This is a genomic window from Acidithiobacillus sp. M4-SHS-6, from assembly GCF_047421495.1.
Classification (GTDB): Bacteria; Pseudomonadota; Gammaproteobacteria; order Acidithiobacillales; family Acidithiobacillaceae; genus Acidithiobacillus.
Genome location: NZ_CP175559.1, coordinates 2638247 through 2653608 on the forward strand (window position 1 = coordinate 2638247; position 15362 = coordinate 2653608).

At 57.0% G+C, this 15362-nt stretch carries 9 protein-coding genes, 3 tRNA genes and 3 rRNA genes; all 15 read right to left on the reverse strand.

The genetic code is table 11. From position 1 onward, the window contains the following. Positions 1–22 precede the first annotated feature (22 nt). The 15 genes from truB to ACJU26_RS13760 all read right to left on the reverse strand — a co-directional run bounded on the left by truB (position 23) and on the right by ACJU26_RS13760 (position 15344). Positions 23–904 carry a tRNA pseudouridine(55) synthase TruB gene (truB, locus tag ACJU26_RS13690; protein ID WP_414040176.1) on the reverse strand — a complete coding sequence of 294 codons (882 nt, stop codon included), beginning with the start codon at positions 902–904 and terminating at the stop codon, positions 23–25. Between the two features lie 2 nt (positions 905–906). Then, on the reverse strand, positions 907–1293 hold the full coding sequence (locus ACJU26_RS13695) for a ribosome-binding factor A (protein WP_414041989.1): 387 nt from the start codon (positions 1291–1293) through the stop codon (positions 907–909). Positions 1294–1299: 6 nt separating this feature from the next. After that, a complete protein-coding gene (gene infB / locus ACJU26_RS13700; protein ID WP_414040177.1) occupies positions 1300–3906 on the reverse strand; it encodes a translation initiation factor IF-2 in 2607 nt (868 codons plus the stop codon). A 53-nt stretch (positions 3907–3959) separates the two neighbouring features. Beyond that, on the reverse strand, positions 3960–5441 hold the full coding sequence (gene nusA, locus ACJU26_RS13705; protein WP_414040178.1) for a transcription termination factor NusA: 1482 nt from the start codon (positions 5439–5441) through the stop codon (positions 3960–3962). Positions 5442–5471: 30 nt separating this feature from the next. After that, positions 5472–5930: a ribosome maturation factor RimP gene (gene rimP / locus ACJU26_RS13710; RefSeq protein WP_414041990.1), complete on the reverse strand. Its 459-nt coding sequence runs from the start codon at positions 5928–5930 to the stop codon at positions 5472–5474. Between the two features lie 122 nt (positions 5931–6052). Then, positions 6053–6168: ribosomal RNA gene (rrf, locus tag ACJU26_RS13715) — 5S ribosomal RNA — on the reverse strand. A 95-nt stretch (positions 6169–6263) separates the two neighbouring features. Then, positions 6264–9151, reverse strand: a 23S ribosomal RNA gene (locus ACJU26_RS13720). A 232-nt stretch (positions 9152–9383) separates the two neighbouring features. Next, positions 9384–9459: transfer RNA gene (locus ACJU26_RS13725), tRNA-Ala, on the reverse strand. Positions 9460–9462: 3 nt separating this feature from the next. Continuing rightward, a tRNA-Ile gene (locus tag ACJU26_RS13730) sits at positions 9463–9539 on the reverse strand. Between the two features lie 45 nt (positions 9540–9584). After that, positions 9585–11120: ribosomal RNA gene (locus ACJU26_RS13735) — 16S ribosomal RNA — on the reverse strand. Together the 16S, 23S and 5S rRNA genes with 3 tRNA genes alongside form the textbook arrangement of a ribosomal RNA operon. 128 nt (positions 11121–11248) lie before the next feature. Continuing rightward, positions 11249–11325 (reverse strand) — tRNA-Met (locus ACJU26_RS13740). Between the two features lie 155 nt (positions 11326–11480). After that, on the reverse strand, positions 11481–12524 hold the full coding sequence (locus tag ACJU26_RS13745) for a L,D-transpeptidase family protein (protein ID WP_414040179.1): 1044 nt from the start codon (positions 12522–12524) through the stop codon (positions 11481–11483). Beyond that, positions 12514–12753 (reverse strand): Rho-binding antiterminator, encoded by a 240-nt coding sequence (locus tag ACJU26_RS13750; RefSeq protein ID WP_414040180.1) that lies wholly within the window; start codon positions 12751–12753, stop codon positions 12514–12516. Before ACJU26_RS13750 ends, ACJU26_RS13745 begins: the two co-directional genes overlap by 11 nt. A gap of 4 nt (positions 12754–12757) precedes the next feature. Then, positions 12758–14023, reverse strand: coding sequence for a serine--tRNA ligase (gene serS / locus ACJU26_RS13755; protein WP_414040181.1), 1266 nt, complete (start codon positions 14021–14023; stop codon positions 12758–12760). After that, positions 14016–15344, reverse strand: a complete 1329-nt coding sequence (locus ACJU26_RS13760) for a replication-associated recombination protein A (protein ID WP_414040182.1) — start codon at positions 15342–15344, stop codon at positions 14016–14018. The genes serS and ACJU26_RS13760 overlap by 8 nt, the downstream gene beginning before the upstream one ends. Positions 15345–15362 lie beyond the last annotated feature (18 nt).

The window sequence follows — 15362 nt, forward strand, 5'->3', positions numbered from 1 at the left end:
ACTTCTGAAAAAACAATACTTCTTAGTTTACGCTCATGAGGCGGCGCGGCGCCACCTTTCCGTCGTCCATGACCTCTCCCAGACCCAGGAACTGCGCACCCGGCCCGTAGAGGCGAATGCGTCCCAGGGAGGGGGCATGGGCGACCACTACACCCTGTCCCTGACGCAAATAATAAGCGGTGTTCTCCGTAAGGGTAACGGCCGGCAGATATTCCAGTGCCAGATCCATCGCCTTCAAGGGACATTCACCCTGTTTCTGATTCTCCGCGAGGGCATCCAGAGTCAACGCATCCTCAATACGGAAGGGGCCGGTGACGGTCCGCCGCAGATCTTCCACATGGGCGCCGCAACCCAGGGCTGCCCCCAGATCCATGGCCAGACTGCGAATATAGGTGCCCTTGGAACAATCGACGTCCACAACCAGACGCTTATCTGTCAATCTCACCAGACGTAGACCGTCAATACGCACCAGACGCGGCGCTCTTTCTACCTCGATGCCTTTACGCGCCAGCTCGTAAAGTGGCTTGCCACCCTGCTTGATGGCGGAGTACATGGGGGGAATCTGGGCAATTTCCCCGAGAAAACGGGGAAGGATGGCTTCCACTTCAGCACGGCTGACCGTCACCGGCTTTTCTTCCAGAATCTCACCATCACGATCGCCAGTACGGGTCGTCTGCCCCAGTCGCAGGGTTGCCCGGTACGATTTGTCGGCATTGAGGATGTAATCAGATATCTTGGTGGCCTCACCGAAGAGCAATACCAGCAGACCCGTAGCGACGGGATCCAAACTACCGGTGTGCCCCGCCTTTTTGATCCCCAGAATCCGTTTGGCTCGTTGCAAGGCCGCATTGGAAGTCAAGCCCTCGGGCTTATCGAGGAGCAACAAACCGTGCTGACAGGACATGCTCACGCCTCCTCGTCTGGAGCGGGCGGCAAATGGGCGAGAATTTCAGCCATTTCCGCACCCCGATCAAAGCGGGCGTCATATACAAAACGCAGCGGTGGAATGCGCCGCAAGGTCAGGCGCTTCCCCAGTATCTGACGCATCTCGCCGGCACGGGCACCCAGCACTTGTCGCACGCGTTCGGCGCGCTCGGGACCGTCCATCAAGGAAAAGAAAACCGTCGCCGAGCGCATATCCGCAGGCAGGTCAACCATGGTAATGGTGGGCGGCAATAATGCCAGATCTGCCGGCAAGCCGTGCAACTCCCGCAGCAGGGCGGCGATTTCTTCGCGAAGCAGGTGAGAAACCCGGGCACCACGCGGATAGGCACGATGTGAATGCTGCAAAATCAACTCCTAGATCGTACGCGCGACTTCAGTGGTTTCATAGGCCTCAATGACATCTCCGGTCTTGAGATCATTGTAATTGCGCAGGCCGATGCCACACTCGAAACCCTCCCGGACTTCCTTGACGTCATCCTTGAAGCGACGCAGCGAATCCATTTCGCCACTGTGAACCACCACGTCCTGACGCAATACGCGGACCTTGGCATTCCGCCGCACCACGCCATCGATCACCATACAACCGGCAATCGTCCCCACCTTGGGAACCCGGAAAATTTCCCGCACTTCGGCATGACCAATGATCTTCTCGCGAATTTCCGGTGCCAGCATACCGCTCATGGCCGCCTTGACTTCATCCACCGCGTCATAGATCACGCTGTGATAGCGGACATCCACGCCAGTACTTTCAATCAGGCGACGCGCCTGGGCTTCCGCGCGCACATTGAAACCGATAATGACCGCCTGAGATGCCGCCGCCAGATTCACGTCCGATTCCGTAATACCCCCGACCCCCGAATGGATGACCGTGACTTTCACTTCGGAAGTGGAAAGGTGTTCCAGTGTCGTGGTCAGAGCTTCCACCGAACCTTGCACGTCAGCCTTGATGAGCAGGTTCAACTGCTGCAACTGACCATCTGCGGCAGCTTCGAAGAGACTTTCCAGAGATGCCTTCTGGTTTTTGGCCAGACGCACATCGCGGAATTTGCCCTGTCTGAACAGCGCCACTTCCCGGGCCTTGCGTTCGTCGGCCACGACCACGACCTCGTCTCCCGCCTGGGGAACATCGCTGAGACCCAGAACTTCGGCAGGCAGACCAGGGCCTACTTCCTGGGTATTTTGCCCCGCATCATTGACCAGTGCCTTGACGCGCCCGAACTGGGCGCCGGCCAGCAACATATCTCCGGCGTGCAGGGTACCTTGCCGCACCAGCACAGTGGCCACCACGCCGCGACCACGATCCAGACGCGATTCAATAACTACGCCCTTGGCCGGCCCATTACTCTGAACATCCAGATCCAGCATTTCCGCCTGCAGCAGAATGGCGTCCAACAGATCATCAATATGCAGTCCCGTCTTGGCCGACACATTCACAAACTGGGTATCACCACCCCATTCTTCGGGCACCACCTCATGACCAGCCAGTTCCTGACGAATGCGTTCGGGATCCACACCCGGCTTGTCGATCTTGTTGACCGCCACCACGATGGGCACCTGTGCCGCCTTGGCATGGTGAATGGCTTCAATGGTTTGTGGCATGACGCCATCATCGGCGGCCACCACCAGCACGACGATATCCGTAGCCTGGGCGCCGCGGGCACGCATGGCCGTAAAGGCCTCGTGACCCGGGGTATCCAGAAAGGTCACCATCCCCTTGGGGGTTTCCACATGATAGGCGCCAATGTGCTGGGTGATCCCGCCCGCTTCGCCACTGGCGACCTGGGCGGAACGAATGCGATCCAGCAGCGAGGTCTTACCATGATCCACATGCCCCATCACCGTGACCACGGGGGGCCGTCGAAGCATGAGCGGCGTTTCCGAATGGCCTTCATCCATCAGGAAGGCTTCGGGACTGGTCATGGCGACCATTTTGACCTTATGCCCCAGCTCTTCGACGACAATGGCCGCTGTTTCCTGGTCAATCACCTGATTGATGGTAGCCATCACGCCCATTTTCATCATGGCCTTGATGACATCCGTCGCCTTGATCGCCATCCGGCTGGCCAACTCACCCACGGTAATGGTTTCGGGAACGGCCACTTCGCGAATAACCGGTGCCATGATGGCTTCATTGCCCATCTGTCCGCCGCGATTGCGGTTTTTCTTGTCCCCCGGCTTGCGCCGACGGGCCAGAGCTTCGGCATTCCCTCCGTCTTCATTGCGCCGTACGCCACGCCGTCCGGCGCGGTCCTCATCGCCGCGGCCAGCCGGACCCGATTTTTTGCCACGGGGCGGACTCGATGGGGCCTTGGGTGGAGCAGTTACGGCTGGACGCGGGCGTTCGCTGACTGGCGCACGGCTCCGCTCCGGCGCAGCACGTTCGGTAGCGCTGCGTTCAGCACCCGAACGTACTCCGGCACGCGAACGCTTATCCGGTCCCCGTGCGGGTTCGACCTGCGGAGCCTCAAGCTCGGCAACCGGTGCTGTTTTTTCAGGTTCCGGTGCTACGGCTGCGGCAGTTTCCTGGACGGGTTCTGCAACCGACATTTCTACAGGAGCCGCTACAGTTTCAGGCTCAGGAGCCAACGGTTCAGTAACCTTCACCGCTTCAGCAAGCGGACTTTCCACTACGGATGGCTGTCCGACGGGCTCATCCACAGCGACTTCGCGTTTGACATATGTGCGCTTGCGGCGGACTTCCACCTGTACGGTGCGGGATTTTCCCGCGCCCACGGACTGCTTGATTTCCGACGTGCTGGTGCGATTCAGCGTGATGCGGCGCAGCTCACCACCGCCTTCCCCGTGGGCACTGCGCAACGAAGCCAGCAGCCGATGCTTGTCCTCTTCCGTGACCGGATCCTCGGCCGTTTTCTTCTTGATGCCCGCAGCATTCAACTGCTCCAACAAGCGCGCATGGGTTACACCTAATTCAGCTGCAAAATTGGCGACAGTTACCGTCATAATCCTCTTTCTCCAAAACCACTTGTTCGCACAACGCGTTTACAGGGTTTGTATCAAGCAAACCAGGGCGCACGCGCCTCCAGAATGAGGGCCTTTGCCCGCTCCTCATCAATACCGACCATCTCACACAGTTCGCTGGTGGACAGTTCTGCCAAATCTTCAGCAGTCACCACCCCTTTGCTGGCCAGTAAATGCGCGAGGCCCTTGTCCATGCCTTTCAGTTGCAGCAGATCCTTGGAGGGTTGGCTGAGGGCGACCTGTTCTTCCTGGGCAATGGCCTTGTTCAATAGTACATCCCGTGCCCGGCGGCGTAATTCCCCGACCAGTTCCTCGTCGAGCCCTTCGATTTCCATCATCTCGGCGACGGGCACATATGCCACTTCTTCTATGGAGGTGAAACCCTCGCTGACCAGCAACCGCGCCAGGTCCTCGTCCACCCCCAACTCCTGAATGAAATGATTGAGGAATTTGGCATCCTCTTCTTCCCTTTTGGCCTGGGCCTCTTCTTCCGTCAGGATGTTGATGGTCCATCCCGTCAACTGGGTAGCCAAGCGTACATTCTGGCCAGCACGGCCAATGGCCTGGGAGAGATTTTCGGCATCCACCACCACGTCCATACTATGGGTATTTTCATCCACCACGATGCTGGACACTTCCGCCGGTGACAAGGCATTGATCACATAACTGGCGGGATCAGCAGACCAGATGACAATATCAATCCGCTCGCCCTTGAGCTCATTGATGACGGTCTGGACCCGATTCCCGCGCATCCCCACGCAGGCTCCCACCGGATCCACCCGGGGATCATTGGAGCGCACCGCAAGCTTGGCCCGCAGGCCGGGATCGCGCGCCGCACCCATGATCTCGATCATCCCGTTACCGATTTCCGGCACTTCCTGAGCAAAGAGCTTGATCAGCAACTCCGGACTGATCCGTGACAAAAACAACTGTGGCCCCCGCTGCACCCGGCGCACATCCTGCAGATACGCCTTGACCCGATCACCGGGGCGGATGGCCTCGCGCGGCATCATCTCCTCTTTTGGCAGAATGGCCTCGGCGCGGCCCATGTCGACAATGGCGTTGCCTTTTTCCATGCGTTTGACCAGACCGCTGACAATATCCCCCTTGCGTATCGCAAAGTCCGACACTATCCGATCCCGTTCGGCATCCCGCACCTTCTGGACAATGACCTGCTTGGCCGTCTGGGCAGCAATACGGCCGAATTCGACCGGCGGCAGCACTTCCTCGACAAACCCACCCAGTTCCACATCGGGACGCAGCGCCTTGGCGGCTTGCAGACGGATGTGCCGATCAGCATCAAATGCGACCGCATCATCAGCCACGACTTCCCACAGACGCCGGGTGACATAATCCCCTGTCTTGCGATCCACATCCACCACGATATGCCAGTCCGCCCCATATTTTTTCTTGGATGCCGACACCAGAGAAGCTTCCAGAGCCTGAAAAATGACTTCCCGATCCACATCCTTCTCATGGGCGACGGCATCCGCCAGATAAAGAAGTTCACGACTCATTGACTTGCTCCTCTCTGCATATCCGCCCCTTCACCATTGGGGAACCAGCTTTGCCTTGTGTATGTCATCCAGCGCTAATAACCAGCGCCCCTCGCTATTTTCCATGACCACTTTCTGATCCTCCAGCCCCTGCAAAACCCCCAAGAGGCGACGGCGACCCTGATGCAATCCGTGCAAATGCACTTCCGCATGTTCCCCCTGAAATCGCTCAAAATCCCGCAGGGTTTTCAGCGGTCGATCCAGCCCGGGGCTGGAAACTTCCAGTCGATATGCACCATTAATCGGATTGGCTACATCCAGCCAGACGCTCAGTTGCCGACTGACAGCGGCACAATCTTCTATGGTCACCGCAGTTTCGTCTGCTTTTTCAATCAATATCTGTAAAGTCACCGTTCGGCCATTACGCAGCATCCGCGCGTCGACCAGGGCGCAGCCCACGGTGCCGACCTGCCGGGCGATTTCCTGATCCAATCGATCTTCCACGTTCATCATTCCCTGATACAGAAACAAAAAGTGGGCACTTGGCCCACTTTTTTGCGCATCGTACGCAGTTACTCAAAAAAAATCAACCCCATCCAAAACGTAAACAGATGGGGTTGACAGGTATAGGTGTCTGGCGGTGACCGACTTTCGCGGAGGGAGGCCCTCAACTATCATAGGCGCTGCAGTGTTTCACGGTCCTGTTCGGGATGGGAAGGGGTGGTTCCACTGCGCTATGGCCGCCAGACAAGTTTTAAACGGGTTAAAACGGGTCTGCCTGAGTGTGCACTCAGGGTGTATCGGAAGGGAAGGCTTCTTTAAAACTGGATGCTTGGGTGATATATGGTCAAGCCACACGGGCGATTAGTACTCCTTAGCTGCACGCATTACTGCGCTTCCACAGGGAGCCTATCAACGTGGTGGTCTTCCACGGCCCTTCAGGGGGCTTATGCCCCGGGAGATCTCATCTTGGGATGGGCTTCCCGCTTAGATGCTTTCAGCGGTTATCCCGACCGTACTTAGCTACCCGGCAATGCCCTTGGCAGAACAACCGGAACACCAGAGGTACGTCCACTCCGGTCCTCTCGTACTAGGAGCAGCTTCCCGCAAATCTCCAACGCCCATGGCAGATAGGGACCGAACTGTCTCACGACGTTCTGAACCCAGCTCGCGTACCGCTTTAAATGGCGAACAGCCATACCCTTGGGACCGGCTACAGCCCCAGGATGCGATGAGCCGACATCGAGGTGCCAAACTCCCCCGTCGATGTGAACTCTTGGGGGGAATCAGCCTGTTATCCCCGGCGTACCTTTTATCCGTTGAGCGATGGCCCTTCCATACAGAACCACCGGATCACTAAGACCTGCTTTCGCACCTGCTCGACTTGTCTGTCTCGCAGTCAAGCACCCTTGTGCCTTTGCACTCACTGCGCGATTTCCGACCGCGCTGAGGGTACCTTCGTGCTCCTCCGTTACTCTTTGGGAGGAGACCGCCCCAGTCAAACTACCCACCAAACACTGTCCCTGATCCGGATCACGGATCGAGGTTAGAACCCCAAGATCACCAGGGTGGTATTTCAAGGACGGCTCCACCGGAACTGGCGTCCCGGTTTCACAGCCTCCCACCTATCCTACACAAATCATCTCAAGGTCCCATGCTAAGCTGTAGTAAAGGTGCACGGGGTCTTTCCGTCTTGCCACGGGAACGCTGTATCTTCACAGCGACTTCAACTTCGCTGAGTCTCGGGTGGAGACAGTGTGGCCATCATTACGCCATTCGTGCAGGTCGGAACTTACCCGACAAGGAATTTCGCTACCTTAGGACCGTTATAGTTACGGCCGCCGTTTACCGGGGCTTCGATCAAGAGCTTGCACCCCCTCACTTAACCTTCCGGCACCGGGCAGGCGTCAGACCCTATACGTCGACTTTCGTCTTTGCAGAGCCCTGTGTTTTTGTTAAACAGTTGCAGCCACCGATTCTCTGCGACCCCTTCGGCCTTCCTCCGCCAGGGAGTACAACCTAAAAGGGCACACCTTCTTCCGAAGTTACGGTGTCAATTTGCCGAGTTCCTTCACCCGAGGTCTCTCAAGCGCCTGGGAATATTCTTCCTGCCCACCTGTGTCGGTTTGGGGTACGGTCATCGCAAGACTAGCGCTTAGAAGCTTTTCCTGGAAGCGTAGGTTCACTCACTTCTCCTCCGTAGAGGATCGTCATCACGCCTCGGAATGGCCTTCCCGGATTTGCCTGAGAAGACTCCCTACACGCTTAAACCAGGACGTCCAACACCCGGCTGAGCTACCTTTCTCCGTCACTCCATCGCATCTTGCAACAGTATCGGAATATTAACCGATTTCCCATCAGCTACGCCTCTCGGCCTCGCCTTAGGGGCCGACTCACCCTGCGCAGATTGACTTGACGCAGGAACCCTTGGGCTTACGGCGAGGGTGGTTTTCACACCCTTTATCGCTACTCATGTCAGCATTCGCACTTCGGATACCTCCAGCATGCTTTCCAACACACCTTCATCGGCTTACCGAACGCTCCCCTACCGCGTGTTCTTCGAACACACCCGCAGCTTCGGTATATGGCTTGAGCCCCGTTCAATCTTCCGCGCGGGCCGACTCGACTAGTGAGCTATTACGCTTTCTTTAAAGGATGGCTGCTTCTAAGCCAACCTCCTAGCTGTCTGGGCCTTCCCACATCGTTTCCCACTGAGCCATATTTGGGGACCTTAGCTGGCGGTCTGGGTTTTCATCCCTCTTGACGACGGACGTTAGCACCCGCCGTCTGTCTGCCGCGCTCTACTTGCCGGTATTCGGAGTTTGCAACGGGTTGGTAAGCCGTGACAGCCCCCTAGCCGTAACAGTGCTCTACCCCCGGCAGTAATACGCGACGCGCTACCTCAATAGCTTTCGGGGAGAACCAGCTATCTCCGGACTTGTTTAGCCTTTCACTCCTATCCACAGTTCATCCCCGACCTTTTCAACGGGCGTGGGTTCGGACCTCCAGTAGGTTTTACCCCACCTTCATCCTGACCATGGATAGATCGTCCGGTTTCGGGTCTACTCCCTGCGACTGTCGCCCTATTCAGACTCGGTTTCCCTACGCCTCCCCTCTTCGGTTAAGCTCGCCACAGAAAGTAAGTCGCTGACCCATGATACAAAAGGTACGCAGTCACCCGTATAACGGGCTCCCACTGCTTGTAGGCATACGGTTTCAGGATCTATTTCACTCCGCTCTCCGCGGTTCTTTTCGCCTTTCCCTCACGGTACTGGTTCACTATCGGTCAGAGACGAGTATTTAGCCTTGGAGGATGGTCCCCCCATCTTCAGACAGGATTCCACGTGTCCCGCCCTACTTTGCTCATGCCTAGTTCCACGAAGGACTTTTCGGATACGGGGCTATCACCCACTACGGCCAACCTTCCCAGGTCGTTCTCCTAAGTCTTTCGCTACATCATGAAGGCTGCTCCCGGTTCGCTCGCCGCTACTACGGGAATCTCGGTTGATTTCTTTTCCTGCAGCTACTGAGATGTTTCAGTTCACCGCGTTCGCTTTACACACCTATGTATTCAGTGTGCAATAACCAGATCACTCTGGCTGGGTTGCCCCATTCGGATACCCCCGGATCAAAGCTCGTTTACCAGCTCCCCGAGGCTTTTCGCAGGTAGCCACGTCCTTCATCGCCTGTCTCTGCCAAGGCATCCACCGTATGCCCTTATTCACTTGACCATATATCCCCAAGCATCCACCTGGAGGCATGCCATCGGCAAGATGACATACATGGCCTTCCCTTCCTCAACTGTCAAAGAACAATACCGCTTCGTTACCCTGAATCGGTAGTACTCAGCTTCTCACCAGAAACTCACTACTACGGACTCTTTAAATTCCCTTTACTCCTACTGCCTACCGCTGACTCCCTCCACCCCGGCGTCCGACCCGCGCGGCGCGGGCCTCTCCCCTGTGGTGGAGCTGACCGGTCTCGAACCGGTGACCCCCTGCTTGCAAAGCAGGTGCTCTCCCAACTGAGCTACAGCCCCATTTGGTGGGCCCAAGTGGACTCGAACCACTGACCTCACGATTATCAGTCGTGTGCTCTAGCCAGCTGAGCTATAGGCCCAATTCCTTACCGAGTGGCGTGTGTGGGGTCTAGACCCGTTTCTTTAAAGGAGGTGATCCAGCCGCAGGTTCCCCTACGGCTACCTTGTTACGACTTCACCCCAGTCATGAACCATACCGTGGTCATCGCCCTCCCGAGGGTTGGGCTAACGGCTTCTGGTACCATCCACTCCCATGGTGTGACGGGCGGTGTGTACAAGGCCCGGGAACGTATTCACCGCGGCATGCTGATCCGCGATTACTAGCGATTCCGACTTCATGCAGTCGAGTTGCAGACTGCAATCCGAACTACGACGCGCTTTCTGGGGTCTGCTCCACCTCGCGGCTTGGCTTCCCTCTGTACGCGCCATTGTAGCACGTGTGTAGCCCTGGACATAAAGGCCATGAGGACTTGACGTCATCCCCACCTTCCTCCGGTTTGTCACCGGCAGTCTCCCTAGAGTGCCCGGCCGAACCGCTGGCAACTAAGGACAAGGGTTGCGCTCGTTGCGGGACTTAACCCAACATCTCACGACACGAGCTGACGACAGCCATGCAGCACCTGTGTTCCGATTCCCCGAAGGGCACTCCCGCATCTCTGCAGGATTCCGGACATGTCAAGCCCAGGTAAGGTTCTTCGCGTTGCATCGAATTAAACCACATGCTCCACCGCTTGTGCGGGCCCCCGTCAATTCCTTTGAGTTTTAACCTTGCGGCCGTACTTCCCAGGCGGAATACTTATCGCGTTAGCTACGACACTCAGTACGCGTGGCACCAAACATCTAGTATTCATCGTTTAGGGCGTGGACTACCAGGGTATCTAATCCTGTTTGCTCCCCACGCTTTCGTGCCTCAGCGTCAGTATTGGACCAGGTGGCCGCCTTCGCCACTGATGTTCCTCCAGATCTCTACGCATTTCACCGCTACACCTGGAATTCCACCACCCTCTCCCATACTCTAGTACACCGGTTTCCACCGCCATTCCCAGGTTGAGCCCGGGGATTTCACGACAGACCTAATGCACCGCCTACGCACCCTTTACGCCCAGTGATTCCGATTAACGCTTGCACCCCCCGTATTACCGCGGCTGCTGGCACGGAGTTAGCCGGTGCTTCTTCTTGGATTCACGTCAATAGCAGATTGTATTGGAACCTGCCTTTTCGTCCTCCACGAAAGGACTTTACAACCCGAAGGCCTTCTTCATCCACGCGGCATTGCTTCGTCAGGGTTGCCCCCATTGCGAAAAATTCCCCACTGCTGCCTCCCGTAGGAGTCTGGGCCGTGTCTCAGTCCCAGTGTGGCTGGTCGTCCTCTCAGACCAGCTACCGATCGTCGCCTTGGTAGGCCTTTACCCTACCAACTAGCTAATCGGACGTAGGCCCCTCTTCCAGCGCGAGGTCCGAAGATCCCCCGCTTTCCCCCTCAGGGCTCATGCGGTATTAGCCCAAGTTTCCCTGGGTTGTCCCCCACTCAAAGACAGATTCCTACGCGTTACTCACCCGTCCGCCACTCGTCAGCATCCGAAGACCTGTTACCGTTCGACTTGCATGTGTTAGGCATGCCGCCAGCGTTCAATCTGAGCCAGGATCAAACTCTTACGTTCAATCCATACAATTTGTTCAACTTCCAGCAAAATCAGCAGGCCTTTAAACCCGCTAACCCTGCCCAGGGCCTAAACCCCACACATCTCCACTCGGCTGTGAAAGAACGAAACTACATGTTACGAAATCTTGGTAGCGGGGGTAGGATTTGAACCTACGACCTTCGGGTTATGAGCCCGACGAGCTGCCAAGCTGCTCCACCCCGCAACAGGGTCGACAATCATACAAGGCAAGCCAATTTACTGTCAATACCTTTCTGTTTTGTCGCTCTCTTTCAGGCTCTCTGCCCCGTCGAGAGAGCGCACTATACATGGGGGTCTGGGGCTGTGCAAGCACTTTTTTCAGCGCCCTCTCCCCCCGGTTTACTGGGCGGAATTTTCCATGGCCACCGCTGCCGGCGGCGGTGTAGCGGTATTGGCAGTGTCCCCATAGGGGGCAAAATCATAGGGTTGGGCATTCAACTGACTGACCAGCGTCGCCAGATCCGGGGTGTTGATATTGATGGCCACCGGTACGGTATTGGGTTTTTCTACCAGATTGATGACGCGCTGCCAGTTGATGGTCCAGCTCTGATGCATCGCCGTGCTGAATGCGGTGATGGCATCCACTGCACGCTGCTGATTATTGGCGCCCTTGTGGTAGGCCTCTACGGGCTCAAAACTTTGCAGATATAAGTTGCCATTGCCGTTGCTACCCACGACATAGGGTTGATCGATGCTGCGCACGGGCGTACCCACCTTGACCATTTTGAAGAGCTGCACCTCATTTTCCGGATACACATGGAAGCAGCCATGGCTGACCCGCATCCCTACCCCCCAGGGCTTGTTGGTCCCATGAATGAATATTTGCGACCAACCGGTTTCCAGGGCCAGTTCACCCATGGGATTGTCGGGGCCCGCCGGGAAAAATGCCGGGATGGGTTCTCCGGCCTTGGCATGTTCTTCCTGAATGTTTTTGGGGACTGTCCAGGTGGGATTTTTGACCTTGGCAATAATTTTGGTGCTGCCCACCGGATCTGGCCAGTTCGGGCGAAAAATGCCTACCGGGAAGGTATACACCACCTTTTGCCCTTCCGGAAAATAATACAGACGGCGGGCCGGAATGTTGATAATGATGCCCTGCCAGGGTTTTGGGGGGAGAATATATTCCGTGGGGACGAGCACCCGGGTGCCCGCTCCGGGTAACCAGGGATCCACGCCCGGATTGGCCGCGCGGATTTCGTTGTATCCGACGTCATAATGGCGGGCAATGTCCAGCAGGGTATCCTGATGGCGGGCCAACACGGCCCTGAGTTGTCCCACCATGTTGCTGCCTGCCGCTGGCAGGGGAAATTCTGCCGCCATTGCAGCCTGCGCATTGAGCAATAGACCACCCAGCAGTAAGCAGTGAATATACTTAAGTTTCATGAAGGGATGATTCCTGGAGATGATCAATGAAAGTGAGATCGAGAACATGTTCCTGTTGCTGGTCCTGCAGCTTGAGCCATTCCCGTCCCGCAGCCGTCCAGACATCCAGAATCTGTCCCTGCAAGCGGCGGCCATCGCGCAGATGGAGCAATACTGGACGATGTTGCAGGGCTGCCAGCTCCAGGGCACTGTGCAAGGCACAACTGACGGGCACATAATGATCAGACATCGTCTTACGCCCGGATGATGTCCATACCACCCATGTAGGGCCGTAGCGCTTCGGGAATATACACACTGCCGTCGGCTTGCTGGTGATTTTCAAGCAAGGCCACCAGGGTGCGGCCAATGGCCAGCCCTGAGCCATTCAGGGTATGCACCAGTTGGGGCTTACCATCTTCGCCGCGATAGCGCAGCTGCAATCGGCGCGCCTGAAAACTTTCAAAATTGCTGCAGGAGCTGATTTCACGATATTGATGTTGGCCCGGCAACCAGACTTCCAGATCATAGGTCCGCGCGGCACTGAAACCCATATCTCCTGCACACAGAGCCATGACCCGATAGGGGAGTTCCAATAATTGCAGGACCTTTTCAGCATGTCCAGTGAGCGTTTCAAGGGCGGCAGCGGAATCTTCTGGACGCACCACCTGCACCAGCTCGACCTTGTCGAACTGATGCTGGCGAATCATGCCGCGAGTATCACGACCATAAGCTCCCGCTTCGCGGCGGAAACAGGGTGTATAGGCACAAAATTTCTGGGGAAGGGTGGGCACGATTTCGCCGCGCAACAGATTGGTGAGAGGCACTTCTGCGGTGGGAATCAGGTAATAAGGATCATCGCGCAGGGCAAACAGGTCGTCTTCAAATTTGGGTAATTGTCCGGTGCCAAACAGGGAGTCGGCATTGGCCAGAAAAGGTGGGGCGATTTCGGTGTAACCATGGGTATTCACATGCAAATCCAGCATGAACTGGGTCAAGGCACGTTCCAGACGAGCACCCAGGCCCCGCAACACCACGAATCGCGCTCCGGCGAGCCGAGCACCTGCAGCAAAATCCAGGATCCCCAAAGACTCCCCCAGATCCACATGGTCCTTGGCGGGAAAGGGAAATTCGCGGGGAGTTCCCCAATACCGCAACACGACATTGTCCGTTTCATCCCGCCCCTCCGGGACGGCGTCCTGAGGCAGATTGGGCAGGCTGCTGACCAGTGCCTCCCATTGCTGCAAGACGCTTTCGAGAGATTGCTCCAGAGCCTTGATGTTTTCCCCATACTGTCCGGCAGCCGCTTGCATGGCGCGGGTATCCAGCCCCTGCCGACGCGCCTGGGCAATTTCCCGGGAAGCTTCGTTGCGGGCATTGCGCTGCTCTTCCATCTGAATTTGCAGGGTCTTGCGCTGCTGATCCAGCGTCTTCAAGGTATTGACGTCCAGGGTAAAATGCCGACGGGCGAGTCCGGCAGCGACCTTTTCGGGTTCGTTGCGCAACAAGTTGGGGTCAAGCATGGGGTTTTTTCTCTTGAGCAGTGGGGCGATGGGCGCGAATCCAGCGCAGACGTTCCTGAATGCGCAGTTCCAGCCCGCGTTCGCTGGGTTCATAAAAACGGGTTCCGGCCAATGCTGGTGGCAGGTATTCCTGGCCGGGGGCAATGGCATCGGGATAGTCGTGATCGTATTGATATTCTCTGCCATAATCCAGCGTTTTGAGCAATTTGGTCGGGGCATTGCGCAAATGCAAGGGGACTTCCTGGCTGGTTCCGGCTTTGACCAGGGATTGTGCCCGATTCCAGGCCGCATAAACACGGTTGCTTTTGGGGCAGCTGGCCAGGTACACCGTCACTTGAGCCAGTGCCAGCTCGCCCTCGGGACTGCCCAGAAACTGATAGACATCTTTGGCCGCCAGGGCCATTTCCACAGCGCGCGGATCCGCAAGGCCCACATCTTCAGAGGCCATCCGCACCAGACGTCGGGCCAGATACAGGGGATCGGCACCACCATCCAGCATTCTTGCCAGCCAATACAGGGCGGCATCGGGATCAGAGCCGCGCAAGGATTTATGGAATGCAGAAATTTCGTCATAAAAGGCCTCACCTCCCTTGTCGAAACGCCGCCAGCTTTGCCCGGTAGCGGCCATCAGGGCCTGGGGCGTAATCCGTACGGTATCTTCCTGCAAGTCCGCAAGTTGCACAGCCAGATCCAGCAAATTCAGGAGGCGGCGGGCATCTCCATCCGCCGCGCGCAGCAGGCCTTGGCGCAATTCAGCCGGAAAATCAATGGAGCGTGCGCCCAGGCCCTGGGTGGGATCCTGCAAGGCTCGCTCAAGAATGATGGCCAGATCGGCCTCCTCCAGAGTCTTGAGCACATAAACCCGCGCCCGGGAAAGCAGGGCGTTGACCAGCGCAAAACTGGGATTTTCGGTGGTGGCACCAATCAGGGTAATGATCCCTTCTTCCACGTAGGGCAGCAAGGCATCCTGCTGGGTTTTGTTGAAACGATGGATTTCGTCAATAAACAAGACGGTTTCCTGCCCCTGAACGCGGTGCGCTTCGGCACTGCCGATGGCCGCGCGGATTTCCTTGACGCCACTGTTGACCGCCGAAAGCACCTGAAATTGACTACCCGTAGATTGGGCCAGCAACTGGGCAAGAGTGGTTTTTCCGGTTCCTGGTGGACCCCATAAAATCATGGAATGGAGGCGACCGGAACACAGCATGGCGCGCAAAGGTCCCTTTTCCCCGAGAAGATGCGCTTGGCCGACCACATCTTCCAGTTTCCGGGGACGCAGACGCGCCGCCAGGGGGCGGAGATCACGTTCTTGATTCAGCAAGAGATTCCCGAGGATGAC

What these genes read in the sequence shown, in the direction of transcription:
- truB (WP_414040176.1), bottom strand. Translation starts at nt 904, where the DNA reads ATGTCCTGTCAGCACGGTTTGTTGCTCCTCGATAAGCCCGAGGGCTTG.
- infB (WP_414040177.1), bottom strand. Translation starts at nt 3,906, where the DNA reads ATGACGGTAACTGTCGCCAATTTTGCAGCTGAATTAGGTGTAACCCAT.
- nusA (WP_414040178.1), bottom strand. Translation starts at nt 5,441, where the DNA reads ATGAGTCGTGAACTTCTTTATCTGGCGGATGCCGTCGCCCATGAGAAG.
- rimP (WP_414041990.1), bottom strand. Translation starts at nt 5,930, where the DNA reads ATGAACGTGGAAGATCGATTGGATCAGGAAATCGCCCGGCAGGTCGGC.
- ACJU26_RS13745 (WP_414040179.1), bottom strand. Translation starts at nt 12,524, where the DNA reads ATGAAACTTAAGTATATTCACTGCTTACTGCTGGGTGGTCTATTGCTC.
- ACJU26_RS13750 (WP_414040180.1), bottom strand. Translation starts at nt 12,753, where the DNA reads ATGTCTGATCATTATGTGCCCGTCAGTTGTGCCTTGCACAGTGCCCTG.
- serS (WP_414040181.1), bottom strand. Translation starts at nt 14,023, where the DNA reads ATGCTTGACCCCAACTTGTTGCGCAACGAACCCGAAAAGGTCGCTGCC.